We start from the raw sequence: 26287 nt of genomic DNA, 5'->3' as shown, positions 1-26287 counted from the left end.
TAACTTGACTATGTGCACTTCGCGGGATGGAAGACCATGAAATTTATTGGAAAGCTGCTTCTTTACGTGCTGATCGCCCTTGCAGTGGCGATCCTCGGCCTTTATTTTCTACTGCAAACCCGCTGGGGCGCAGAGCACGTCAGCGCCTGGGTTTCACAGAACAGCAGCTACCATCTGGCCTTTGATGCCATCGATCACCGGTTTTCTTCCCCTTCCCATATTCTGCTGGAAAACGTCACCTTTGGCCGGGATGGTCAGCCCGCCACGCTGGTCGCCAAAACGGTCGATATTGGACTCAGTAGCCGACAAATCACCGACCCGCTGCACGTAGACACCATTTTGTTGCAAAACGGCACGCTGAATCTTTCCCAGCAAACCGCGCCGTTGCCGTTTCAGGCCGATCGCCTGCAATTGCAGGATATGGCGCTTAACAGCCCCGGTAGCGAGTGGAACCTCAGCGCCCAGCGCGTTAACGGCGGCGTCATTCCCTGGAGCCCTGAGGCAGGTAAAATTCTCGGCAGCAAAGCGCAAATTCAGCTCAGCGCCAGTTCGTTGACGCTCAACGATGTCCCGACCACCAACGTCTTGATTGAAGGCAGCATTGACCATGACCGGGTGACGCTTAGCAATATTGGCGCAGACGTAGCGCGTGGAGCATTAACCGGCGTAGCGCAACGCAATGCCGACGGGAGCTGGGTAGTGGAGAATCTGCGCCTGAACGATATCCGGCTGCAAAGCGACAAATCGCTGGCCGACTTTTTTGCCCCGTTAAGCACCATTCCTTCCCTGCAAATTGGTCGTCTGGAAGTAACGGATGCCCGTCTGCAAGGCCCCGACTGGGCGGTGACGGATCTCGATCTGAGCTTGCGCAACATGACCTTCAGCAAGGACGACTGGCAAACTCAGGAAGGAAAATTGTCGATGAACGCCAGCGAGTTTATCTACGGCTCTCTGCACTTCTTCGATCCGATTCTGAACGCCGAGTTCTCACCCCAGGGCATTGCGCTGCGCCAGTTCACCACCCGCTGGGAAGGCGGTATGGTCAGAACATCCGGAAACTGGCTACGCAGCAACAAAGCGCTGGTTCTCGATGATGCCGCTATTGCCGGTCTGGAATACACGCTGCCGGAAAACTGGAAGCAGCAGTGGATGAAACCTCTGCCAACATGGCTAAACAGCCTGACGCTGAAGAAATTTAGCGCCAGCCGCAATCTGGTAATTGATATCGACCCGAGTTTCCCGTGGCAGCTCACCGCGCTTGACGGTTACGGCGCTAACCTCGGGCTGGTACAGAACAATCAGTGGGGGATCTGGAGCGGGAGCGCCGCCCTCAACGCCGCTGCTGCTACCTTTAACCGCACGGATGTACGTCGTCCTTCGCTGGCGCTGACGGCGAACAACAGCACCATCAATATCAGCGAACTGAGCGCCTATACGGAAAAAGGGCTGCTGGAGGCCACCGCCAGCATTTCGCAGTTGCCTCAGCGCCAGGCTCAGATCAGCCTGAACGGACGCGGCGTGCCAATGACGATCCTGCAGCAGTGGGGCTGGCCCGCATTGCCGCTTTCCGGCGATGGTAATATTCAGCTTACCGCCAGCGGCAATATTCAGGCCGATGCGCCGCTCAAGCCAACGGTCAGCGGCCAACTGCATGCGGTGAACGTGGAGAAACAGCAGGTCACGCAGACCATGCAGGCGGGCGTGGTTTCAGGGAGTGAAGTCACAGCACCACCACCTGCGCAATAATTTATTGCCCGGTGGCGCTTCGCTTACCGGGCCTACTCACGCTCATAAACGAATATATTCACTGCACAACAGCCACTTCACCGGCTCATCCTCTTCAATCGCCGGGAAGCGACCGCCAGGTTCCAGAAAGTGGTTGTCATGCAGGTCGTCATTGACCATCGAGATTTCCCAGCCCAGCACGAACGCCTTCTCCGCCCAAAAGCGATGATACAAGCGCGGCGGCAGGCACACCCCCTGTCCCGGTTTCAATACCAGCGTCTCGCCAGCGTCAACGGTACGCCGCTGACCATCGACGCTAACTTCAACAATACGCCGTGCGTCATACCCGTCATCAGGCGTGGCCCATGCCAGCTGCATACATAAGTCACCGCCGCCGCGATTAACGATATCTTCCATTTTATGGCGATGAAAATGCCATGGCGTTTGCTGATCCTGCTGAATTTGCAGCATCTTTTCGGCGTACGGTTTGGGGTAATTTGCTGAGCCTGGCTGACCATTGCGCAACGTCAGTAACGTCAGTCCCGTTTGCGCAAAATCTCCACGCCCAAAGTCGGTAATATCCCAGCCCAGCTGGAGATCGCACACTTCACGCCACAGAGATTGATCCTGTTGTCGCCAGGCATCGATCGTAAAATATGCAAAATCAGGCAGACAGACCCGAAAAGTCTCGGCGATGGCATGCGCTTTATCGACGGCATAATTAATATGTGAACGCTTCATTCCACTTTTCCTTGTTGCGAAAGAGGCGGGTCGCCCCGCCTGCATGCCGTTAGTAAAGTGATGCTTTGCCGGTTGAACCGAACAATTTCATTTTGTGGCGGATCACGTCACGCGCGGCGCTAATGGCTTCTGGGTAGATTACGTTCGGGTCCCACCAGGTTTCTTTCGCCAGGATTTCGCGGACTTTCTGGAAGTAGGCATATTTCATATCGCTGGAAATGTTGATTTTGCCAACACCCAGCGTGACGGATTCGGCAATTTCCGTATCCGGATTCGCGGAACCACCGTGCAGCACCAGCGGAATATCCACACGCCCGGCGATGTCGCGCAGGATGTTCATTTGCAGCTCTGGCTGCATCCCTTTCGGGTAGATCCCGTGCGCGGTTCCAATCGCCACCGCCAGCGTGTCTGCACCGGTTCGGGCGATAAAATCCTCTGCCTGAGCAGGATCGGTATAAGTAACCTTCGACACGCCGCCTTCCACTGACGTCCCGGTCTGACCAATCGTACCCAACTCCCCTTCCACAGAAACACCTACCGCATGCGCCAGCTTGACCACTTCGCGGGTCAGCGCCACGTTCTCTTCATACGGCAGCAGCGAGCCATCAATCATCACCGAGGTAAACCCACACTGAATCGCCCGCAGCACATGCTCAACCGAAGCGCCGTGGTCCAGATGCAGAGTAAACGGCACTGGGCTACGCATCGTGATATCACGGACGTAGCTAAAAAACGCATCGCCGACAAAATCATGTTCGCTGGGGTGAATGGAGATAATCGCCGGGGTGTTGGTCGCTTCCGCTTCTTCCACAACTGCACGTACAAAGCAGCTGTCCGCCACGTTGAATGCGCCGATGGCAAAACCGTGCTGACGGGTAGGTTGCAGTAATTCTTTCATCGAAACTAACATGTTAATTCTCCAGTTTCAGGGTGTAGAAAGCCCTGCCAGTGCGTCATCGCAGAGGCATAGAAGGCGTTACAGAAAATGAATCAGGCTTTGCCGATAGCGCCGCTGGCCTGCAGGTACGGAATAATGGCTTCCTCGCAGGCCTGCTCCATCAGGGCGAGGGCATCAACGAGTTCACCGGATGTGTCACGACACAGGGTATGCAGCAGCGCAGCCTTTCCGGCTTCAAAGACCGCTGCGCCAACGTTTATCTTGGCGACGCCAAACATCGGACAGCGCTGTAGCTGATCAAACGGCGTCCCGCTGCCGCCATGCAGCGCCAGAGGTACCGTTGATAACCGGGCAATTTCCTCCAGCCGCTGGAAATCAATGGCTGGCGTAACGCCCAGCGCGTACATGCCGTGCGCCGTACCCACCGACACCGCCAGCAAATCGATCCCGGTCTGTTGGATAAAGGGTTCCACGTCGGCGGCCTGAGTCATCAAATCAGCGTTAGCGGCATGGTCATAGCGCGGAGCATCGGCCAGATGGCCCAGCTCGCCTTCCACGCACAGAGAAACGCTGGCTGCGAGCTCAACCACTGCACGGGTCTGGCGAATATTCTCCTCCAGCGCAAAGGCGGAGGCATCGATCATTAACCCGCTGAATCCGGCGCGAAAAGCCTGGCGAATGCGTACAGGATCCTTTCCATGATCCAGCGCCAGCGCGACCGGTACCGAGGCTTCCTCTGCCAGCGTTTTGACGACCGCAGCGGCTATCGGGGCCGGAAAATGCTCCAGATGCCCCTGATACAGATTCAGAATGATGGGCGCACGGTGTTTCTCTGCCACCCGAACCGCCGCGCGGGCGCTTTCCAGGTTCATGCAGTTGATGGCCAGCAGCGCGTACTGCTCGCGCCAGGCTTTCGCCACCATGCTTTTCATATCGGCAAACATACGGCCTCCGGTTATTCCAGGGTGAAGGTGATCTCTTCGTCTTTCAGTTTTTGATCGCTGAGTTCATCAAACTCTTCGTCACGCTCGGTCACCGGTTTCTTCCACAGCGACAACATGACACCGCAAATCACTGTGCCGATCCCCAGCGCCAGGCAAAACAGCAGCGGATGCGTAAAGAGCGGGACCACAAACATGCCGCCGTGCGGTACTGGGCTTTCGACACCCCACACCATAATCAGGCCGCCCGCAATCGCCGAGGCCACCACGCAGGAGCCCACCACACGCAACAGGTCGCGCGCTGCAATCGGAATGACCCCTTCGGTAATCATGCAGATCCCCATCGGGAATGCCGCTTTCAGCGCCTCGCGCTCCGCACGGGTGTATTTGTGACGCGTCAGCAGGAAAGAGAGCGTAATGCCGAACGGAGGGATCATCGAGCCAACAAACTTCACCGCTTCCGGACCGTACACACCGCTGACCAGCATGCCGTCAGCAAACAGCGACATGGTTTTATTCACCGGTCCGCCGAAGTCGAATGTCGCCATCGCACCGAGGATAGCGCCCATCAGAAAGCGGGATCCGCCCTGCATGGACTCCAGCAGATGAATCAACGCGTCCTGCAGCCAGGCTATCGGCTTGCCAATCAGCGTCATCATCAACAGGCCGCCAATGACGGTACTCAGTACCGGCAACACCATGATGGGCATCAGCCCCTGCATCGACTGTGGCAAACGGATATAGCGCTTAAGAAGCAGTACGGTATAACCGACCAGGAACCCGCCCAACATCCCGCCGATAAAACCGGTATGAATTTCGCCGCAAACAAAGCCGACAATCAGGCCCGGCGCAAATCCGGGACGATCGGCAATGGAGTACGCAATCGCCGCACTAATCAGCGGTACGATTAACCCCATCCCCCAGCCGCCAATCTGGTTGAGCATCCAGGGTATGGTTCCTGTTTTTTCACCCACGTTAGTGCCGCCAAGTATTTGCCCGAGAGCAATACAGATCCCGGCGGCGACAATTAACGGGATCATCCACGAAATCCCCGTTAATAAATGTCTTTTTATTTCCTGAGATAGCGGAATTTTATTTTCACTCATGTGAAATCCCTCCAGAATGAGGATCGCTACTGGTTATTATTAACTAATGATTTTTCGACCTTTTCAAGAAACTGAATGGGCGATTTTATGACGATTTCGGTTTTCACTCGCACAATGCGTTTATTTGAAAATCGTTCCTCCCCTTTTATTTTGACATCGACAGCAAGAATTACGACATCAGCTGCAGAAATATCCTCTGTCAGCAGTTCGTTTTCCGTGCCGATAGTTCCCTGGGTTTCAACTCTTATATTATGACCAAGCGCTTTAGCACCTTTAATTAGCTTCTCACGAGCAATATAGGTGTGCGCAATACCCGCCGTACAGGCGGCAACACAAACAATATTCATAACATGCTCCACTTTTTATTTAGCAGACATTGGATTCAGCATATTGACTAAAAAGCTCAATAATTTTCTGTGGACTGCTTTCGACTAACAGTTGTTCAATAATGTCGTCATCCGCCAACGCGCCGGCAACCTGCGAAAGCAGACGAATATGTGTAGTGTTTTGATCTTCAAGACGTACGGCAAACAGAATGATGCAGCGCACGTTGCTGCCATCCAGGGTTTCCCAGGGAATATCCTGACGGGTACGCCCAATTGCCAGCGTGGTATTGACCACTGCCGAGGATTTCCCGTGCGGGATCGCAATATGATTTTCGAAGCCGGTCGAGCCTTCTGATTCACGCTGCCAGACATCCTGAATAAACGTTTCCCGACAGCTAATTGCCCCATCTTTTTGCAGAATATCCGTCAGTTCCTCAATAGCCTCCGTTTTGTTTGTGGCCTTCATGTCCAAAATAACGCGATTTGTATTGAGTATTTTCGTGATGTCCATCAATCATACCTCATGGAGTTCAGACATTAATTTTCGACGACCAGCGACGTCGCCCGATGTAATTTTTCCGTAATAACCGTTTCTGTTACCCGCTTAATATCTGCATCATTGAAAAAGGCGGTGACATACACGACCGGCATAGCAACGGCAGGTAAATTTATCGTCGATACCACCAGTTCAATATCGTCCGTCAGTACGGAGGGCAGGCTGCCTGCCGATACCACGCCGACGATAGTCCAGTCCGGAAAGGCGCGCAGAATACGGCTTTTGAGTAAGTGAGAGGTGCCAATACCGGTTGAGCAGACCAGCAGCACGCGCTTACGCGCTATCTGCCGCTCCATTGCGGCTTGAAAATGCACGGTTAAATATCCCACCTCATCTTCCGACACGGACCGCTCGCCCCAACCGCTAAACACCCGATTCACCGCGCACTGGGTCAGACGCCACACGTCCTGCAACTCGCCTTTAATATCCTCCAGCAGCGGATTACGAATGCGGATCTGGTAGTTCAGGCGGTTAATCAGCGGCTTAATGTGGATCAGCAATCCGTCATACAGCGCCGTGTCCTGGCTAAGATCGCTGTCGACCATCTCGGCAAAGGAGGCAATCAACCGATGGGTAATCAAACGCGCTTCGTCGCTGGAGTGCATATGGCCAATCACGCTCACGTCGTTATGCTCTTCAATTACCACGCCGGAGGAGATAATGTATTGATATATAAACCAGACTTCGTCTTCCGGTAGCGGGTGGGCAATGCGTTTTTCAATATGTAGAATCATCCGGCTGGCAATGGAAAAAATATTCTCGTCACATGAGGTGATATTTTCATCTTTTCTCGGTAGCGCATTGCCCCGCGTGATGCGGTACATCATGATCAAAATATGGGTAAAGATATTGACGTAATAAGGCTCGCCCAAAGACCAGCACAGGTCGTTCTCCATTTCCTGCAATAACGTCTGGACAAATAAAACATCTTCTTCGCCAAAGTAATGCACTAAGGCTTTATAACTGCCCGGGTCAAGACGTGAATAAACCACGTTACCAGGCTCATTATGGTTAATCACGCCGTTAATCAGCGACGCCATCGCCTGGCGTACACCGCTCTCGCTGCCTTCGATATGCGTGCCGCTCTGACTGCGAATCAACGACAGGCCCAGTGGGGTAATCCAGGATTCAATTACTTTCAGATCATTAACAATCGATGCGCTACTAATGAAATAACGTTCGGATAATTTACTGATCGACGTTTCATGCGGCGTTTCGCTTAATAATTGTGAGGCTATCTTGACTCGCCGTGAATTATTCATCATGCCGTCAGTATCATCACCCTCCGATCCTAATAACTGGTCCATATATAAAAGGTCGGTAATATTATCGGAACTTAATATCACCCCAGCACCAGCACGTTTATCGATGGTTATTTTCCATTCTGATAACCATGGTTCCAGTAAGCGCAGATCGCGCTGCACAGTTTTCTCTGAAACAGATAAGTACTCGGCAATTTTCAGCAGCGTGACATATTCCTTCCGGGACAGAAGAAATTTTAATAATCTGTTTTGTCGCGAGGTAATCATTTGCATTATTTACCCTTATTACATACCAGATTAAATATCTATACCCGTCATACTTCAAGCTGCATGTGCGTTGACTTTCCTCGCTCACCCCAGTCACGTACTTATGTACGCTCAGGGGATTCGCTGCGTCGCCGCCTTCCTGCAACTCGAATTATTTAGGTTATAAAGAAGCATTTATGCTCCACGTGTAATCCGTGATGATAAATATAAGAGGACTACGATGCGCCAACAATACTAAATCGTGTCCAGTAATCCGGACAGAAATAAGACAAAAAGAGGAAATAGTGAGATATTTACGGCGCAGATCACATTTTTCGCGGGAATCAGAGTGATACCGCTCGCAAATATGCAGAGATAAAAATTTAATTCAGGATGTTTTGGATTTTCAGATCTGGAATGCTGCTCGCAGCGTGGGCCGGATAAAACGCATCCGGCACCACGTCGACACATGCTTACAAGGTAATCGTCAGCTCACTGCCCTGTGGAGTAATAACTACACCCAGCTCGCTGCCCATATGCGACCCGCATTTAATGCCGCCAATTTTCTGAATATTTCGCAGGCACAGCGTCCAGTTACGTGCCTCACCGTTCCCTTTCACAGTGATGGTATTACCTACACGCGTCGCCTTCAGCGTGAAGATAACCGAGCCGTCCATCGCAGGCACTTCACACACCGCTTCCCGGCCCTCCTGCAGATGGAACAGCTGGAACGCGGTTCCTTCGTGCCAGGCGTAGTCCGGCTTCTGGTTATTGCTGCCCAGCGCCAGCAGGGTGTTCTCACGCACGTAGACTGGCAGGCTCAGGAAGTCATGCTGCTGCTTATGCCATCGGCTGCCCGCCACCTCGTCGTTACGCCACAGATGCGTCCAGCGTCCTTCCGGCAGGTAGAACTGCACATCACCCGCCTCGCTAAACACCGGCGCAACCATCACGCTATCACCCAGCATGTACTGGCGGTCGAGGTAATCACATGCCGGATCGTCCGGGAACTCCAGCATCATTGCGCGCATCATCGGCGTTCCGAGCTCATTGGCGCGCGCCGCTTCGCGATACAGGTACGGCATCATGCGGCATTTCTGCTCGGTGAAATAGCGCACCACATCGCAGGATTCGTCATCGTACGCCCACGGCACACGGTAGGATTTGCTCCCGTGCAGACGACTATGGCTGGAGAGCAGCCCGAACGCACACCAGCGCTTGTAGACGTGCGCAGGGGCGGTATTCTCAAAGCCGCCAATATCGTGACTCCAGAAGCCAAATCCGGACAGACCAATGGACAACCCGCCGCGCAGGCTTTCGGCCATCGATTCATAGTTGGCATAGCAGTCGCCGCCCCAATGCACCGGAAACTGCTGCGCGCCGACCGAAGCTGAACGGGCAAACAGGACCGCCTCTTCTTCACCGACAGCCTTTTTCAGCACGTTCCACACCAGTTCGTTGTAGATGTACGCATAATGGTTGTGCATTTTCTGCGGATCGGCACCGTCAAACCACTGAACGTCAGTAGGAATGCGTTCACCAAAGTCAGTTTTGAAGCAGTCAACGCCGATATCCACCAGACCTTTCAGCTTGTTGGCATACCACTCACAGGCTTGCGGATTAGTGAAGTCATAAATCGCCAGGCCCGGCTGCCATTTATCCCATTGCCACAGGGAACCATCCGGCCGCTTGAGCAGATACCCCTTCTCTTTCAGCTCGTTGAAAATCGGTGATTTTTGCCCGATATACGGGTTGATCCACACGCAAACCTTCAGCCCTTTCTCTTTCAGGCGGCGGTTCATGCCTTCCGGGTCCGGGAAGGTCACCGGATCCCACTCAAAGTCGCACCACTGGAAGGCTTTCATCCAGAAGCAGTCAAAGTGAAAAACGTGCAGCGGCAGATTGCGCTCGGCCATCCCGTCGATAAAGCTGTTGACCGTCGCTTCGTCATAATTGGTGGTGAACGACGTGGTCAGCCACAGGCCGAACGACCAGGCAGGCGGCAGCGCGGGACGGCCAGTGAATTGGGTATAACGGTTCAACACGTCCTTCGGCGTTGGGCCGTCGATAACGAAGTATTCCAGATACTCGCTTTCCACGCTGAACTGCACTTTCGACACTTTCTCAGAGCCGATTTCAAACGACACGCACTGCGGATGGTTCACCAGTACACCGTAGCCGCGGTTAGTGATATAGAACGGGATGTTCTTGTAAGATTGCTCGGTGCTGGTGCCGCCGTCGCGGTTCCAGGTTTCTACCGTTTGCCCGTTACGCACCAGCGCGGTAAAGCGTTCGCCCAGGCCGTATACCGTTTCCCCGACGCCGAGATCCAGGCGCTCAAACATATAGTTACGCCCGCTGTGAGTATCCTGCACGTAGCCGTTATTTTTCAGCTGACTGCCGGTAATACGTTCGCCGTTACGCAGGAAGTCCAGCGACCAGAACTCACCTTTAGTCACGCGCACGCTCAGGTTACCGCTCTTCAGCTCAGCAAATTCGGCGGTGTTGTGCATCTCGACCTTCACATCCTGCAGCACATTGAGCGGGTAATGCGGACCGGTATCCAGCGCCCCCTGGAAGTGCTCCATACGCACACCGACCACACCTTCCTGCGGCGAGAAGAAGCGCAGGGTAAACAATGGGGTATCCAGTTGCCAGGTACGTTCACGCACATCGCGTGGCGCAACGTAGACAATCATCTCATTTCCTTGCTGTTCAACCTCGAACACCTGAATCGGGTTAATCACGTTCAGACCGGGCTGAATCAGCCAGTTTCCATCGCTAATTTTCATTGTCGGTTCCTTAGTTCTGTAATTCTTTCGTCGTGAAATCCTGCTGATTGCGGCGCGCCCCCTGAGCCAGTTGGCTCATGATTTCAGTCAGATACGGGGTTTTAAGGGTATAGAAGCGTTTGGCAATCACGGCACTCAGCAGGTAGCAAATAGCCGGAACAATGGTGAACAGCCCGATGATGATGCTAATGGTGGCGCTGTTCTGGGTTTTCGCTGCGGCGTCGTAGCCCCCGCCCGCCAGCATCCAGCCGATCATCGCCCCGCCAAGCGCCAGACCCAGCTTGAGTACGAACAGCGTGCCCGCAAAGCTGATCCCCGTCAGACGCTTTCCGTTGCACCACTCGCCGTAATCCACTGTGTCGGACATCATGACCCACTGAATTGGCGTCACGAGCTGATGCAGTACACCAATCACGAAGATGAAGACGAACATGGTGATGTTGGCGTGCATCGGTACGAAGAACATCGCCAGACTGACGACCGCCAGCGCGGCGTTGGTCCACCAGAAGACGCTGACTTTGCATTTCCAGTCGGTCAGCGGTTTTGCCAGCGCAGAGCCGATAAGATTGCCGACGCAATAGGTGGTAAGGAAAGCGACAAACACTTCCGGGGTACCCAAAATCCAGGTGACGTAATACATCATCGCCCCGCCGCGAACGCAGACGGCCAGGATGTTGAGGATGGTCAGCATGCCGACGATGCGCCATTGATCGTTCTGCCAGATGTCGCGCAGGTCTTCACGCATCGAGGTGGTACTCGGCGGCGCTTCCACGCGTTCTTTGGTGGTGAAAAAGCAAAACGCCAGCATCAGGAAGGCCACAACCGAGAGCACGGCAATCCCGCCCTGAAAGCCGAACGCTTTATCCTCGCCGCCAATCAGATCCACCAGCGGCATCATCAGCACGGTGGAGAGCATGCCGCCCGCCGTCGCCAGCACAAAGCGCCATGATTGCAGGGAGATACGCTGCGTGGGGTCATTGGTGATAACACCGCCCAGCGCACAGTAGGGAATATTCACCACGGTATAAAGCAGGGTCAGCAGCGTGTAGGTGATTGCGGCATAAATCATTTTGCCATGCAGGCTGAGATCCGGCGTGCTGTAGGCGAGCACACACACCAGACCAAACGGGAGCGCGCCAAACAGCACCCACGGGCGGAATTTCCCCCAGCGCGAGCGGGTGCGGTCGGCCAGCAGCCCCATACAAGGGTCTGAGATGGCATCCAGCGCACGCGCCAGTAAGAACATGGTGCCGACAAATCCGGCCGGAATACCAAAAATATCGGTATAAAAGAACATCATATATAACATAACGTTATCGAAGATAATGTGGCTGGCAGCATCGCCCATTCCGTAGCCAATCTTCTCTTTAACAGACAGAATCTCACTTTTCATTACGCATCCTTGTTAGCACTTTCACACGCACTGATACCGGTTACAGTTCTTGTAAACCATCCCTGTGAGCGCGGGTATTCCGATATCTCGTTATCAAATTACGATTCTTGTTTTCTGTGATCGGGGTAGCGTCGAAAAAATGTGATGAAATGTAACTAACGGATTTATTGAGGATTTATATGAAACTGGTCATGGTATAGATAAACGGAAGTTAAAAAAGTGAGTGAGGGGGTGTGGAAACGTTTGGAAGTAGCTATAATGCGCCCCGCCTCCATGTAGCAATCGAGGCGCGGAAGATCGTCATCTCCGGTGAGGTGGCTGGACTTCAAATCCAGTTGGGGACGCCAGCGTTCCCGGGCAGGTTCGACTCCTGTGATCTTCCGCCAAAATCCTTACCTTATCCCAGTCATTTGCAATATCTTTTCAGCACACAAATTCCTTTATGATCCTCGCCCAAATGTTTTCATAGCGAGAATCTAATATGAACACTGCTCTTACAATTATGGCTATTGCTGCTACTGTAATTAGCCCATTATTAGCCATTCAGACACAAAAATTTATAGAAAGATATTCCCAGAAAAATCATTAAAAGTTGACATATTCAAACAGCTTATGGCTACCAGATCTCAGAGTGCCAGACTGTCAAGTGAACATGTTCGTGCACTAAACATGATCGACTTAGCATTTTACGGGAAAATTAAAAGAGGAAAAGCCAAAAGAAGTGCTTCTGAAGGTAATATATTATCCTCATGGAAGCTATATTTTGCACATTTAAATACACCTTACCTTGATAACGATAACACCTTAGGTGCCATATGGAACCAAACAAGTAACAATCTTTTCTTAGACCTATTATCAGAAATCGCAAAAGATATTGGCTATGACTTTGAGCGAGTGCAATTACAGCCATATATTCTCCTGTAGCTCACGGAGCAATAGAAAACGTTCAGTTAAAAATTAGGAAGGGCCTAGCTGCAATTTTTTCTGGGCAGGATGCATTAAAAATGGAAATCATAAATATTCCGAATAGACAGGAAAATTAATCAATTCTCTACTTATCCTGTGGCTCAATACCCAATTTTGCCAGTTCTCTTCTCCCCAAGGTTTTGAGCCAGTTCCCCAAACTCATCCCCTCAGCCTTTGCCGCAGCCTCGAACTGCGCCTTTAACTCAGGCGTGATACGAATCTGAAAAGTTGGAGCCTTTCCGGATTTGGACTGATTTGGGTCGCGTTTAGCCGTTGACATGTACGTACCTACAAGCACAATATATCACCAATCAGGTACGTACCTTTACACCTGACGACCTGACTTATAAACGCCCTCGCCCGGTATTCGCAGTACCCGACGAGAGCTAACCTCACCAACTATCAAGGAGTTGATTATGGCTGATTCGCATTCTACCCCAGACACCGACCAATCCGGAACCGAACGTTCGGTAATTGTGGGATATCGCCCGAATGTTTTCGACAAATCCACACCCAAAATTATTCTTTCCGGCAAGTGGCTACGCGAAGCGGGGTTTGATACCGGGCAACAGATTAGCGTAAAAGTGATGAACGGCTGTATCGTCCTGATGGTCTACGGCGAGCAGGAACAACGGTTGCAGGATGAGCTGCAAGAAGCAAATCAGAAGTTAAAAAGAATTGAGAGCACGTTGGCGACTCTCCAGTGAAGTACAGCTGAACCTGCAAGCAGTACTTACAGGTTCACTTGGTGCCGGATGGCGCTTACGCTTATCCGGCCTACTCTCCTGGAAAATGAAGCCAAAGTGTAACGGGAACCCAAACAAATGAATCACCACGAAAAACCAGACACCATCTTTTCGATTGACGACGATGAAAAAGTCGAAGAAATAAAAATTCAGTTACTGAAAGCCAAGATTCAATGTGCACAATGTGATATTCATTCTGATAATATTGTTAACGGCGATAATTTCTTTGATGAATTAATGGAGCCTGATAAATGAAAAAAGCAATATAAACTTACGGGCAATAATCAATAATTATGATATTTGAAGCAGCAACTCATTATTCATGAATCAGAAACGCATTAGAAATGATTCAATCACTACACTAAAAATCATAATAAAAATACTATCCTGATGGCCTATGCCAAACGATAAACATGACAGCACAATAAACACCATATTATAATCCCGCTAAAAATACACAGGCATCCTTTTTCTTTAATCAGGAAGGGACAGCCTCGTTTCTAATAAATTAGATTATTGGGTTACATATGAAAAACGTATTCATGGCAATGGTTATCGCTCTCGTCACTATCACCGCATCATCTACTGTTTTCGCATGCCCGAAAGGAGAACACCCGCACGGCGGTACTGGCTCACACCATAAGGGCGGCTGGTGCTCGTATGATCAGTAAAATTGCCATTCCTGTCTTGTTATTGCTCTGTTTTTCAACGCCTGTACTGGCAAAATCGACATTGAATATCGACGGCAACTCGCTTTATCACGGTTATCAGTTGTATGAGAAAGGTTTTGATTATTTGAATGTTCGGGATGAACAGACAGCAGTGATGTATATGTCTTTTGTTGCCGGTGTAGCGGGGACACTATCAAAAGAAAATATCATCTGTAATGAAAGCATAACCATTGGACAGGAAGCTGATATTGTTGGTAATTACCTCCAGACCCATCCTAAAGAACGAACAAAATACAGTCCTTCTGAATTGGCCATGATTGCTTTGGGCAAAGAACTTGCTTGTAACAAAAATAGTAATAGCTAGCGCTGTACGCAGCTTATTTACTGGATGGCGCTAACGCTTATCCGACCTACCGCTTCCCCAAAAAATAAAGCCGCTGACCTATTAATCAGCGGCTTTTCTGTTACTTACAATCCCGTCAGAAGTTATATTTCACGCCCAGCATACCGCGGGTATCGCTGTAGCCTTTGTCGCCGATCTGTTGAGCCACGTTGCTCCACACGTTGAGGCGCGGGGTGATTTGACCTTCAACGCCGACTTTCAGCTCGCCAATGTTCTTCGTGCCACGCATGTCATTGCTCACATCGTCCATCTTCACGCTGGCGGTCTGGGTGTTGTGGATCCAGTTGGCTTCAACAAACGGCTGGAACTCACGAGATTTACCGTCGTCGATGGCGTTGTGACCGTTGATAAAGGCTTTCACACCCAGACGGGTCATCAGGTTACCATCGGTGTTGTCTTTCACGCGGGTACCGTTCGCTTCGCGGTGGCTGTCGGCCTGCACGTCCATCCATACCACCTGCGCTTTCGGTTGCAGCCAGTAGCTGTTGCGCTCGTTTTCACCCAGTTTGAAGCTGTAACCCGCTTCAACAGAGGCTGTTATCCCGCTGGATTTGTATTTCTCTGTCGCCTGCTCCTGGCCCATCACTTTGTTATCAAACCAGTTGTACAGCATCCAGGTGTCTACGTAGGTGCCGGTCTTGTCGGCGTCATTGGCATACCAGGTGCCGTACAGCCCCACGCTGTAACCGGTAACCTGACCACGTGAATGGTAGCCGGTCAGGCTGGACTGCGTGCGGTTCTGGCTATTGGCGTAACCTGCCATTGCGCCGATGTGCCAACGGTCGAGACCGTCGCTACTCCACTGCGCCAGATCGCCGCCTAACTGCATCACATAGCTGTTGCTTTGGGTTTTCAACTGCCCACTACCGTCTTTAAAGCGGGTATGCGCCCCGACGTTACGCATCCACATGCTGGTAACTTTCTTCTCGCCTGTCAGCATATCGACGTACTGCGTTTCACCCAGACGATCGTGCAGTCGGGTCATAAACAGCGTATTAGCGGCGTAGTTGTTCGCCAGATAACTGCCTGCTTCCGGGCGGTATTGCTGCTCGGTGACCGGAGGTGCGACAGGTATTTCCGGCTCAGGGATTATCGGATCGACCGGGTCTGGGTCAATAGGGTCAACCGGATCCGGGTCAACAGGGTCTGGGTCGATGGGATCTACCGGGTCCGGGTCTTCCGGATCCGGCGGAGCAGGAATAAAGCTGGTCAGATACCAGTTACTACCTTTCTGCACTACGTTATAGTCGTACGCACCGGCAACAATACGACCCGCTTTCTCAAACGTACCGTCAGAATTACCGGCCACTTCGATAATCTCAATACCTTCAACAGTTTGTGCCCCGGTTCCGCCAATATTATTCACCGCCACAAACGCGTTACCGGCGGTATTGCCGAGCACTTTCAGCTTGTCGGTTTCGGAGGCATCGTCATTCAGGACGGTATTGAAAACCAGTTTGCCGCCGTTGCCGGTGAAATCTTCATTAATGGTAAGCGTCTGCCACGGTTCGTCGTCAGCATGGCCAAAGTTCACGACGGACCCGCTGTTCAGCGTCAGATCAGTGAGCGTTGAGCTGTTGGTCATATTCCAGGTCGCATCGCTCATTTGCAGCGAGATAACGCCCGTTCCGGCCGTGACGCTGGTGATGTATGACGCCCCACTCCACAACGAGTTGTCGGTCATGTTGAGTTTAATCGCACTGTTTTGCTGCGGCAGGCTGCTGTTCGCGGCAGTCGCGCCGGCGGCGTGAAGATCGCCGTCGATGAGAAAACGCCCGCCAGCGGAGCCATCGACGATACCGCCCGTTTCTGTGCTGATGGCGTAGCTTTCATTGCTGTGATTGCCTGCCATGGTAATGGCAGCGCCGCCCGCCAGGTTTATCGCACCGCGTGAAGCCGCATACAGGCCGCGTGGCGCTTTGCTGTATGACGCCGCTTTGGCCGAATTGTTTACGTTGATCGTCGCGTTTTCGCCGAGATTCACCGTCGCATTGGTGGAATAAACCGCATGTGCGCTGACGCCGTTGACCGTAATCGTGGCATTGTTGCCCAGTTCCGTTTTGGAAGATGAGGCGGCATAGATCCCTGTTGAGGAAGCACCCGACGTCTCGATAGTGGCGTCATCACCAAGGCGGATCGAGGAGCCGCTCTGCCCGGTACGAAGACCTTCTGAACTGTCACCTATCGTCACAATGTGTGCCCGGTCGCCGACGACAATCGTATTTTTGGCCTGCGTTTCGTCTCTCATCGCGTTTGCAGTGATACCGCGCCCCTGATAACCGGTGGTTTGAATATACAGATCGTCGCCAACGTAAATGTTGGCCGAACCTTTCCAACCCTGCCCCTGATTATAGGCGCTGTAACCGGCGTTTATACCGTCGCCATCCTGACCGTCCACATAAATGCTGGTGCGATCTCCGGTGATGATAAAGACCGGGTTATCCGGTGAATTGACCCCGTGTGTGCGGATACCATCAACATCCTTACCATTATTAGCGGCATTCTTCGACTGTGTGCGGATCGTCAGGTCATCACCGAAAATAACGCCCGGGCTACCCGTCGCGCTGTTCTGAATAACGGTAATGGTGTGTTCGAAGGCTTCTGCTCCTGGCCCATTCAGCGTTAATCCATGGCCAAAAACAGGAATGGTGCCGGCACTCCACTGATAAACATAATTCGGCGTAGCGCTGGTTTTAGCGAAACTGGCATTCGCCTGTGCAGGAAATAAAGCCTGCAACTCTGGCGAAAGACTGTTCACCAGTCCACTGGAAGGCAAACTGTCAATATCAATCCAGGCCGCGTGGGTTGAAAATACCATTGACGTTAGCGCGGTTGATACCGCTATAGCAATGCGTGAGTAATGCTTAGGTTTTTTCATAATAGCCTCCTGCTTTCGGGCGTAGGGCGTCCACCACATCGCGATGATGTGGAAATAATAAAAATGAGAATCAGCTATAAAATGTTAGAGAGTATTTTATGAATACTTAGGCCTAACTTATCTTCAAGTCGAAGTTTGTAGACATATATTCTCTTAACATCAATATTATCTATTCGGGTAATTTGCTGAATACTTATCCCTGAAATAAATCGCTTGAGTAATATCATTTCCGTATAATTCAATGAACGCCCACGTTTGCTGTTGGCGAGATGCCCCCGGAATAAGCGACGTATTTTCTGATGCTGAACTTCATCACTATCACTGGAATAAATAATCCCTTGAATTTTATTGCTTTTCGATAACCAGTAATTGGCTAACGGCGTCAGGATCCGATCCGCTATCAATACAATATGCATACCACTCTGCGTCAGGCGATCCACCCATTGCGGATCGGTGAACAGACGCAAATTCGGGAATGAAAAATCGATAAAAATAAATCCATGGGATAAATGATTGTGATTATTAAGTAAAAGCTTTTCAATAATGCCTTTTTTCAAATAATCATTACCCTCTGGCCAGACAGCAAAAGCGGCACGGTGGCAGTATTGTGCGCGTACGGCAGCATCCGGAAATAATTCACAGGATAATTCACAGCTTATGCAACGAACACTCTGTAGCGGCTTTCTCTTCATCTACTATGCCCCTGTTATTTTCCATAAATATTTCATCGGTAAATAAATGTGTCAATCCGACAGGTGGTGAAATCCGTTTTCGCTAATAACAGTCGAGTGGTAAAAATGTTATAAAATCCTATAGAAAAATAATCTCCAACTGTAAATATCGTTATGTTGATAAATATTACGGAGCTTTATCTCAGATTAAAATCCCATATATTAGGAGTTTTATACACAAATCCAGACATCACGGTAAACGTAAATACAGCACTATTTGCTAAAACAAAACCTTGCGAAATGATTTTAGTAAATCACAAAATTCCTAAAAACCAGAAACCTTTGTGATGTTGTGGGATAAATATAATAGCTAATCAGATAAACCTGTAATTAATTCTCATTATTTAACCTTAGTTAATTATCACCTAAGATATAGGCACTATAAGTCATTGTATTAAAAGGATTTAATTTTTAAGAGTAAAACTCTTATCTTTGATCAAGTACAAAGGTAGAGGCGTCTTATCCATTTCGATGTAATATTAAATGGGTATGTTGATGCAACATATGAGACGTTTCGTTACTGAGGGCCGGGCATTGTACCTTATCAACCAGTTGGTCGAATTTAATCCTGATAACAAAAGCCTGGTCAATCGACAGACAGGGCGAGCAATTCAACTGCAGATCCCAGCCTCGCTCTGTTTTCTCTATTTAATTACTCACGCAAGTGACATTGTTTCTCAGAACACGCTGCTCAAAGTCGGTTGGGGAGAAAGAAACAATGTGACCACGACCAATACTTTTTACCAGGCAATTTTGACGTTGCGCAATGCACTGGCGGATGTCGGGTTGCCCCGTGATACAGTCAAAACTATTTCCCGGCGAGGACTCAGATTAAATGAGAGTACGCATGTGGAGACGATCACACATTCCCAAACTGAGCCCCCTTTAGCACCATTTATTAAGGAAAACAACGATCCCGAGGTAATGCCCTCTCCACCACAAGTAGCAACGTCGATTCCCTGGTGGAACATTTTCTTAACCACCGGAGTGATTATTACTACTCTGATTATCTGGCTGGTTTGGTATCAGACTCGCCCTGTCATGCCGTTTAGTAAATTCGTGTCGGTTTCTATGCAAATTCCCTCACAGGAAAACTGTAAAATTTATTACTCACCGAATGAACACAATCTGGAAAGCTATTTCAGCCTGATGCAATCGCATCCCGATCTTTGTGAATATAACAAACATGTGTTTCTTTCAGGTTACCGTAAGGCACAGAGGATGGTGGCCTTTGTATGCGATAAGGATGCGCGGATAGATGTTCACGCGTTTTGTTCTACTCATTACTACTGGATGCGCGGGAAATGAACAAAATACACAATCTTATCCTGCTGGCGATTGGCGTGGTATTGATGCTGGGTTCAGGCGCCTGGCTATGGTATTCACGCTACGCCGACAGACCGTTGAACTGCGTCGGTAACGTGGAGTGGAATATTGGCAGCAACCGCTTTACCGGCACGGTGTCGTATCGGCTGTACGACCATCAGGGGCTGGCAACCTTAACCGGCAAACTGTACGGACGTCACGTCACAGGTATCAGTAGAAACATCTATTTTACCTATACCCAGCACCACGACGCGCGCGTGCTGCAGTCGACGCAACTGGTAAAAACCTTCTCAGACTCCGCCGATAAAGACGATATCAACGGGACGTTGCCCAGTTTTTATCGCGAAACCGGGCAGCGCCTGAGTCTGGTCATGGAGGAGTATAAAGGGGCGTGGATAGTGGCGAGTTCCACTGTTCCTTCGCTGTACTGCCGTAAAAGGTAACGTCATATCCGGATACAAAAAGAGTGCCCCCACGCAGGAATTCATATTTGTCATCATCGACTTACGCGACATGGGTCACTGAATCCATTCATATCCCATTGCTATTCTTTTCCCCGAATCAGGAAACATCCTGAATACCACAATATCCATTGCGTAACAATTAAGCGAAATGGGCGTTTTATTTTGCCCAGAAGACTTCAACCTATGGATGGATATTTGGAGAAGACGTGGGCAGGGGCGTTTATCTCTCTCGCGAGCAATGTCTGAAGGTTCAGGCGTTATCGCATTTCAGGAAACGGTGTGTTTCCGGTGTATTTTTGGCGTACATATGAGGGATACGTAATGTTTACTTTTAAAAAGTGCCTGATTGCACTTTCTATAAATTTGGCCGTTGTTTCATCAGGTTTTGCTTGTACGACCCTGCTGGTCGGTAACGAAGCATCAGCGGACGGCTCCATGCTGGTAGCGCGTAGCGCTGACAGCGATGCCCTGAAAGCGCAACATTTTGTCATTCACCCGGCAAAACAGAATCAGACCGGGGTATACAGCACCAAAGCACATAACGGCGCGAATGACTTTACCTGGCCGCTCCCCAAAAACTCGCTGCGTTATACCACGGTTCCAAACTGGAAAACCCAACTGCACGGCGCGACCGGATTTAACGAGCTGGGCGTTGGAGTGAGCGGCACAGAATCTATTTTTGCCTCACCAAAAGCGCTGGCCGCCGACCCGTACGTTGAGGATAAAGGGATCACCGAAGACGATATCCCGGATATTCTGCTGTCGCAGAGTAAAACCGCGCGTGAAGCCGTGGCGCTACTGGGCCATATCGTTGAGACCGTCGGCGCAGGCGAAGGCTTTGGCGTTGCCGTCGTCGACGATAACGAGATCTGGTATCTGGAAACCGGCAGCGGCCATCAGTGGATGGCGCAGCGTCTGCCAAATAACCAGTATTTTGCCACCGGTAACCAGGGCCGCTTACAGGATTACGATCCGAAAAACCCGGACATGATGGCGTCAAAAAACCTGATTCAATTTGCGACCGAAAAGGGTCTGTACGAACCGGCGAAAGATGGCAAATTCAACTTCTCCAAAGCCTATACCCGTGATGACGAGCGTGACCGCACGTATAACGACCCTCGCGTTTGGACCATCCAGAAAGAGTTCAATCCTTCCGTAAACCAGGATATGGCCAAAGGGCGTGAATTCCCGGTCTTCATGACGCCAGAGAAGAAAATGACGCTGGACGATGTGAAAGCCGTACTGCGTAACCATTACGAAGGCACCAGCCATGACCCCTACACCAACGGTCTGAACGGCAAAGAGCCATGGCGTCCGGTCAGCGTCTTCCGCACCTATGAAGCGCATGTTATGCAGGTCCGTCCGTGGTTGCCAAAAGAGATCGGTGAAACGACCTACATTGGTCTGGGCATGGCCGATCTCACCGCCTTTGTTCCGTACTACAGCGGCCTGAAGGCGTATCCGGCTAACTATACGATGGGCACCGATAAAGCGGACGATCAGTCTATCTACTGGAAATATCGTAAATTACAAACGCTGACGATGACCGATTATCCGAAGCTCGCGCCAATCGTCAAAAAAGCCTACAAAGCATGGGAAGACAAAGTGGCGAAGGAGCAAAAAGAGGTCGAAGCAGAGTATCTGAAGATGGCGAAAACCGATAAACCAGCCGCCGATAAGATGCTGAATGACTTCAACCTGCGCATCATGGCCGACGCCGAGAAGCTGACGGAAGATCTGACTAATCAGCTATTTACCATCCGCACCAAAGACATTCAGTCTGATATCTTCTTTGCCAACGCAGCGAAAAAAGACTGAGTAACGACGCGATAGTATTCTGGCGTAAAGCGCTTATTAGCTTTGCGCCAGCATTTCACACCGCGCCTTCACTGCGTCGTGCAGCAGACGGACTGCCGTTGAAAGCTGCTGCCGATGCGGGCAGATCATATTCAGCGGAACGGTCTCTCCCTGATAATCCGGCATCAGCAGTTGTAATCGACCGTCACGCACATCTTCGCTGACATCCAGCCACGACTTGTACGCCACACCTTCCCCGGCAATCGCCAGCCGTCGGATCACTTCCGCATCGTCGCTCATAATGGTGCCGTTAACCTGCACACTACTGGCCTCGCCGTTGCGCGTAAACGTCCAGCGATCGTGCAGACGGCCGCGTAATACGAAGGTCATGGCGTTGAGCTGTGTTAAATCATCCGGGGTTTGCGGCGCGCCGTTTTGCGCAACCCATTCCGGTGATGCCACCAGCACACGTCGGTTACTCGGTGCAACGGGCAGCGCAATGTATGACGCGTCTTCGGTATTGCCATAGCGAAACGCAACATCGACGGGGTCTTTAAAGACATCCGTCACCTGATCAGAGAAAAAAATCCGCAGGCGCAGCGCGGGATAGCGGCGTCGAAACGACTGAAAGACCGGCAGCAGCAGGTTGCGACCAAGATCGGAAGGCACGGCAATTTGCAGCGTGCCAGACACTTCATCTTCCGGGGTCTGTATTTTTTGCAGCCCGGCATGCATCACGTCCAGCATCTGGCGGGCATAGGGTAGCCAGACCTCGCCCTCCGGCGTCAGGCGCAGGCTGCGCGTGGAGCGGGCGAACAAGCGGATAGCCAACGTAGACTCCAGGCGCTTGATAGCTGAACTGACCTGAGCAGGCTGAACGCCGACTTCGCGCGCGGCATCGCTAAAACTATTCAGCGCCGCGGCGCGGACAAACAACGTGAGATCTTCAAGCCGGAACATTTTCACTCCCCGAGTATAAGTCCTGTCGCCGTAGGGCTATTTTTCCCGTTCTGCTACCGGTTTACCATCGAATTATTCAACTGATTCCTGTGACCGGAGAGACCATGAAAGCCATCGCTATTACCCGCGCCGCGACCGACGGCAATAACATTGAATTTTTACAAGAGATTGACCTACCCATGCCAGTCGCTACCGGGCACGATCTGCTGGTTGAAGTGAAAGCCATTTCCGTCAATCCCGTTGATACCAAGGTCCGCGAAGGTTTTAACGCCGATGTGCCGCGCGTTCTGGGCTGGGATGCCGTGGGCGTGGTGAAATCCGTGGGTGAAGCCGTCACCCTGTTCACACCTGGCGATGAAGTCTGGTACGCCGGAGCGCTGGGCCGCGCTGGCAGTAACAGTGAATTTCAGCTGGTTGATGAACGTATTACCGCGCTGAAGCCAAAAACACTAGATAATGCTTCTGCTGCAGCGCTGCCGCTGACCGCCATCACCGCCTGGGAAATGCTGTTCGACCGTCTGGGCGTTGAGGAAAATAGCAATGAAGATGATGTGTTATTGATTGTTGGCGCGGCTGGCGGCGTCGGTTCTATCCTGACGCAACTGGCCAGTAAGCTGACTAAAATGACCGTCATCGGCACCGCATCACGTCCGCAAAGCCAGAAATGGGTACGTGAAGCAGGCGCTCATCATGTCATTGACCACAGCAAGCCGCTGACGGAAGAGCTGGCACGGATAGGGGTTAAGGCGGTGACGCACGTTGCCAGCCTGAACAACACTGAGCAGCATTATCAACAAATTATTGCCGCACTGGCACCACAGGGTAAACTGGCGCTGATTGACGATCCTGAATTCCTCGATGCCCGTCCGCTGAAGGCCAAAAGCATTTCGCTGCACTGGGAATTTATGTTTACCCGTTCGATGTTTACCACCCACGATATCATCGCGCAGCACCAGCTATTGACCCGCGTGGCGCAATTGATCGACGACAATACCCTCCGCACCACGCTGGGCGAGCATTTTGGCGCTATCACTGCGGCGAATCTGCAAAAAGCCCACGCGCAAATTGAAACCGGTCGTTCGGTCGGCAAGATTGTGCTGGAGGGGTTTTAACATGTCTGATTCAGAAGTGATTTCAATTATTGCGGTATTGAAAGCCCAACCCGGGAAGATCGACGCACTGAAACAGGCGCTGCAGGCTCTGCTGTTACCCACTCGCCGGGAGCCGGGCAATATTGAGTATGAGCTGTACCAGTTACGCGACACGCCGGATGTGTTTTACGTGCGCGAATCCTGGCACAGTCAGGCCGGTCTGGACGAGCATATCGCTCTGCCACATTTCCAGGCGTTCATTCTACAAATGAACGATCTGCTAGCCGAACCGCTACGGCTGGATTATCTGACGCCGATTGCGCCATAAAATAACTGCCGAAGCCCCCTGCCACGTGGGGGGCTGCACCAGTCATGTCTCACTCGCTTCGCTATCTCTGCTATGATGCCTGCACACAAATAAAACAAAACAACATGCCGAGGGAAAGATGAGTTCCACCAGAAGAGGGATGATGAACGTCCTGATTGCTGCCGTATTGTGGGGAAGTTCGGGCGTTTGCGCGCAGTACATCATGGAGCAAAGTCAGATGTCGTCGCAGTTTCTGACCATGACGCGCCTGATTTTCGCCGGGCTGATTCTGCTGATGCTCTCTTTCGTTCACGGCGACAAAGTGTTCTCCATTATCAAAAATCGCAAAGATGCCATCAGCCTGCTGATTTTTTCCGTAGTTGGAGCGCTCACCGTACAGCTCACCTTCCTGCTGACCATTGAAAAATCCAACGCCGCCACCGCGACGGTACTGCAATTTTTGTCACCGACCATTATCGTGGCGTGGTTTTCCGTAGTGCGCAAAGCGCGACCGGGGATTTTAGTGCTGACGGCGATCTTCACCTCGCTTATCGGCACCTTCTTACTGGTCACTCACGGTAACCCGACGTCGCTGTCTATTTCACCTGCCGCGCTGTTCTGGGGAATTGCCTCGGCGTTTGCCGCCGCGTTCTACACCACCTACCCCTCAACGCTTATCGCGCGCTACGGCACGCTGCCGGTCGTCGGCTGGAGTATGTTAATCGGCGGCATGATCCTGCTGCCGTTTTATGCCGGACAGGGCACTAATTTCGTGGTGAATGGCAGTTTGATTCTGGCGTTTTTCTATCTGGTGGTCATCGGCACGTCACTGACGTTTAGCCTGTACCTGAAAGGCGCGCAGATGATTGGCGGACCGAAAGCAAGCATTTTGAGCTGCGCAGAACCGTTGAGCAGCGCGTTGCTGTCCCTACTGTTGTTAGGTATTACCTTTACCCTGCCAGACTGGCTGGGCACGCTTTTGATCCTCTCATCGGTAATACTGATCTCAATGGACTCACGTCGCCGCGCCAGAGCGGTTTAACCCCAACCGGCGCGGCAACGGGTCACGATTACCAACCAGGAACCGCGCCGCCGTTAAAGATAGTTTCTGCCGCCTTTGCCACTTCCGGTGACTGATAAGATTGCAGGAATTCTTTCACATTCCCGGCATCTTTGTTGTCTTCTCGCGCCACCAGGATGTTCACGTAGGGTGAGTTTTTGTCTTCAATAAATACGCTGTCATGTACCGGAGAAAGCCCGGTTTGCTGGATGTAGGTGGTACTGATAATCGCCACATCCACTTTCTGATCGTCCAGCACGCGCGGCAGCTGCGCGCCTTCCAGTTCCATAATATTCAGGTGTCGCGGATTATCAGTAATATCCAGCGCCGTGGGCAGCAGGCCTGTATTTGCTTTCAGCGTGATTAACTTTTCTTTTTGCAGCAGCAGTAGCGCCCGCCCGAGGTTGGTTGGATCGTTAGGTATCGCAATCGTCGCACCGTCTTTAAGCTCCGCAACGGTTTTGATTTTCTTCGAATAACCGGCCATCGGGAACACAAAGGTATTACCCACGGCTACCAGCTTATAGCCGTGCGCTTTATTATCTTGTTCAAGAAATGGGCGATGCTGGAAGACGTTGGCATCCAGTTCACCGTGATTGGTGGCATCGTTAGGCAACAGGGAACCGCTAAACCCTACCAGTTCGACATCCAGCCCATATTTTTCTTTAGCCACTTTCTTCGCGACTTCCGCCACATCCTGCTCTGCGCCGTTAATCACGCCGACTTTGATATGCTTTGCATCGCTGCTCTGCTGATCGCATCCTGCCAGCAATAATCCCGCCAGCAATACTGCCGCCCCGGCCCCGAAATGAGGTATCTTCAGTTTCACGTTTTATCCTTTTGTAATAACCGCCTGATGAGTAATGAAATGACTATAGCGGCAAGGCCGCTGCGGTTTAAA

24 protein-coding genes, 1 tRNA gene and 1 pseudogene are annotated in these 26287 nt (G+C 51.4%); 12 read left to right on the top strand and 14 right to left on the bottom strand.

Annotation, left to right across the window (positions count from 1 at the left end; all coding sequences use genetic code 11):
• Positions 1–36: 36 nt before the first annotated feature.
• A complete protein-coding gene (locus G8S19_RS00355; protein WP_253685911.1) occupies positions 37–1746 on the top strand; it encodes an AsmA family protein in 1710 nt (569 codons plus the stop codon).
• 42 nt (positions 1747–1788) lie between these two features.
• Here the strand turns inward: G8S19_RS00355 and G8S19_RS00350 are convergent, their stop codons facing one another.
• From G8S19_RS00350 to G8S19_RS00310, 9 genes are all read right to left on the bottom strand, one after another.
• Positions 1789–2466, bottom strand: coding sequence for a D-lyxose/D-mannose family sugar isomerase (locus G8S19_RS00350; RefSeq protein ID WP_253685909.1), 678 nt, complete (start codon positions 2464–2466; stop codon positions 1789–1791).
• 49 nt (positions 2467–2515) lie between these two features.
• The gene (locus G8S19_RS00345; protein ID WP_253685907.1) at positions 2516–3376 is read right to left on the bottom strand and encodes a ketose-bisphosphate aldolase; all 861 of its coding nucleotides are present in this window, start codon (positions 3374–3376) and stop codon (positions 2516–2518) included.
• Between the two features lie 80 nt (positions 3377–3456).
• Positions 3457–4308 carry a class II fructose-bisphosphate aldolase gene (locus G8S19_RS00340; protein WP_253685905.1) on the bottom strand — a complete coding sequence of 284 codons (852 nt, stop codon included), beginning with the start codon at positions 4306–4308 and terminating at the stop codon, positions 3457–3459.
• Between the two features lie 11 nt (positions 4309–4319).
• The gene (locus G8S19_RS00335; RefSeq protein WP_003837581.1) at positions 4320–5411 is read right to left on the bottom strand and encodes a PTS fructose transporter subunit IIC; all 1092 of its coding nucleotides are present in this window, start codon (positions 5409–5411) and stop codon (positions 4320–4322) included.
• 26 nt (positions 5412–5437) lie between these two features.
• Positions 5438–5758, bottom strand: coding sequence for a PTS fructose transporter subunit IIB (locus G8S19_RS00330; RefSeq protein WP_003844521.1), 321 nt, complete (start codon positions 5756–5758; stop codon positions 5438–5440).
• A 19-nt stretch (positions 5759–5777) separates the two neighbouring features.
• Complete coding sequence (locus G8S19_RS00325; RefSeq protein ID WP_003024008.1) at positions 5778–6248, bottom strand: PTS sugar transporter subunit IIA; 471 nt, start codon at positions 6246–6248, stop codon at positions 5778–5780.
• Positions 6249–6274: 26 nt separating this feature from the next.
• A complete protein-coding gene (locus tag G8S19_RS00320; protein ID WP_124021903.1) occupies positions 6275–7828 on the bottom strand; it encodes a transcription antiterminator in 1554 nt (517 codons plus the stop codon).
• Between the two features lie 446 nt (positions 7829–8274).
• On the bottom strand, positions 8275–10593 hold the full coding sequence (gene yicI / locus G8S19_RS00315) for an alpha-xylosidase (RefSeq protein WP_253685903.1): 2319 nt from the start codon (positions 10591–10593) through the stop codon (positions 8275–8277).
• Between the two features lie 10 nt (positions 10594–10603).
• The gene (locus tag G8S19_RS00310) at positions 10604–11986 is read right to left on the bottom strand and encodes a glycoside-pentoside-hexuronide family transporter (RefSeq protein ID WP_101742524.1); all 1383 of its coding nucleotides are present in this window, start codon (positions 11984–11986) and stop codon (positions 10604–10606) included.
• Positions 11987–12277: 291 nt separating this feature from the next.
• Here G8S19_RS00310 and G8S19_RS00305 point away from each other — a divergent pair.
• Positions 12278–12372: transfer RNA gene (locus G8S19_RS00305), tRNA-Sec, on the top strand.
• Between the two features lie 145 nt (positions 12373–12517).
• Positions 12518–13029 (top strand): annotated as a pseudogene (locus G8S19_RS22445) (DUF6680 family protein).
• Between the two features lie 8 nt (positions 13030–13037).
• Here G8S19_RS22445 and G8S19_RS00295 read toward each other — a convergent pair.
• A complete protein-coding gene (locus G8S19_RS00295; protein WP_124021901.1) occupies positions 13038–13232 on the bottom strand; it encodes a toxin-antitoxin system HicB family antitoxin in 195 nt (64 codons plus the stop codon).
• Between the two features lie 136 nt (positions 13233–13368).
• Between G8S19_RS00295 and G8S19_RS00290 the strand changes: the two genes are divergently transcribed.
• The 3 genes from G8S19_RS00290 to G8S19_RS00280 all read left to right on the top strand — a co-directional run bounded on the left by G8S19_RS00290 (position 13369) and on the right by G8S19_RS00280 (position 14733).
• Positions 13369–13659 (top strand): SymE family type I addiction module toxin, encoded by a 291-nt coding sequence (locus tag G8S19_RS00290; RefSeq protein WP_044700468.1) that lies wholly within the window; start codon positions 13369–13371, stop codon positions 13657–13659.
• Between the two features lie 117 nt (positions 13660–13776).
• Positions 13777–13953 (top strand): hypothetical protein, encoded by a 177-nt coding sequence (locus G8S19_RS00285; protein WP_044700470.1) that lies wholly within the window; start codon positions 13777–13779, stop codon positions 13951–13953.
• 405 nt (positions 13954–14358) lie between these two features.
• On the top strand, positions 14359–14733 hold the full coding sequence (locus G8S19_RS00280; protein ID WP_016151201.1) for a Rap1a/Tai family immunity protein: 375 nt from the start codon (positions 14359–14361) through the stop codon (positions 14731–14733).
• A gap of 115 nt (positions 14734–14848) precedes the next feature.
• Here G8S19_RS00280 and misL read toward each other — a convergent pair whose 3' ends face one another.
• Positions 14849–17650 (bottom strand): intestinal colonization autotransporter adhesin MisL, encoded by a 2802-nt coding sequence (misL, locus tag G8S19_RS00275; RefSeq protein WP_124021900.1) that lies wholly within the window; start codon positions 17648–17650, stop codon positions 14849–14851.
• A gap of 74 nt (positions 17651–17724) precedes the next feature.
• Positions 17725–18342 (bottom strand): transcriptional regulator, encoded by a 618-nt coding sequence (locus G8S19_RS00270; RefSeq protein ID WP_048213740.1) that lies wholly within the window; start codon positions 18340–18342, stop codon positions 17725–17727.
• Positions 18343–18915: 573 nt separating this feature from the next.
• Here G8S19_RS00270 and G8S19_RS00265 point away from each other — a divergent pair.
• The 3 genes from G8S19_RS00265 to G8S19_RS00255 all read left to right on the top strand — a co-directional run bounded on the left by G8S19_RS00265 (position 18916) and on the right by G8S19_RS00255 (position 21989).
• Positions 18916–19689, top strand: coding sequence for a winged helix-turn-helix domain-containing protein (locus G8S19_RS00265; protein ID WP_061068783.1), 774 nt, complete (start codon positions 18916–18918; stop codon positions 19687–19689).
• The gene (locus tag G8S19_RS00260; protein WP_061066869.1) at positions 19686–20150 is read left to right on the top strand and encodes a hypothetical protein; all 465 of its coding nucleotides are present in this window, start codon (positions 19686–19688) and stop codon (positions 20148–20150) included. Before G8S19_RS00265 ends, G8S19_RS00260 begins: the two co-directional genes overlap by 4 nt.
• A 342-nt stretch (positions 20151–20492) precedes the next feature.
• A complete protein-coding gene (locus tag G8S19_RS00255) occupies positions 20493–21989 on the top strand; it encodes a C69 family dipeptidase (RefSeq protein WP_005121531.1) in 1497 nt (498 codons plus the stop codon).
• 36 nt (positions 21990–22025) lie between these two features.
• Here the strand turns inward: G8S19_RS00255 and G8S19_RS00250 are convergent, their stop codons facing one another.
• Positions 22026–22928: a LysR family transcriptional regulator gene (locus G8S19_RS00250; RefSeq protein WP_124021899.1), complete on the bottom strand. Its 903-nt coding sequence runs from the start codon at positions 22926–22928 to the stop codon at positions 22026–22028.
• 104 nt (positions 22929–23032) lie between these two features.
• Between G8S19_RS00250 and G8S19_RS00245 the strand changes: the two genes are divergently transcribed.
• The 3 genes from G8S19_RS00245 (at position 23033) to G8S19_RS00235 (ending at position 25368) form a co-directional block, all read left to right on the top strand.
• The gene (locus G8S19_RS00245; protein WP_124021898.1) at positions 23033–24040 is read left to right on the top strand and encodes a zinc-binding alcohol dehydrogenase family protein; all 1008 of its coding nucleotides are present in this window, start codon (positions 23033–23035) and stop codon (positions 24038–24040) included.
• Position 24041: 1 nt separating this feature from the next.
• Positions 24042–24347, top strand: coding sequence for a putative quinol monooxygenase (locus G8S19_RS00240; protein WP_124021897.1), 306 nt, complete (start codon positions 24042–24044; stop codon positions 24345–24347).
• 118 nt (positions 24348–24465) lie between these two features.
• Positions 24466–25368, top strand: coding sequence for a carboxylate/amino acid/amine transporter (locus G8S19_RS00235; RefSeq protein ID WP_003827166.1), 903 nt, complete (start codon positions 24466–24468; stop codon positions 25366–25368).
• A 28-nt stretch (positions 25369–25396) separates the two neighbouring features.
• On the opposite strand, the gene nlpA is transcribed toward G8S19_RS00235, so the two are convergent.
• The gene (nlpA, locus tag G8S19_RS00230; RefSeq protein ID WP_061066874.1) at positions 25397–26215 is read right to left on the bottom strand and encodes a lipoprotein NlpA; all 819 of its coding nucleotides are present in this window, start codon (positions 26213–26215) and stop codon (positions 25397–25399) included.
• Positions 26216–26287: the final 72 nt, after the last annotated feature.

This window comes from Citrobacter sp. SX206 (assembly GCF_024181025.1).
Lineage (GTDB): Bacteria > Pseudomonadota > Gammaproteobacteria > Enterobacterales > Enterobacteriaceae > Citrobacter > Citrobacter youngae.
This window is presented reverse-complemented; position numbering and strand designations above follow the sequence as displayed.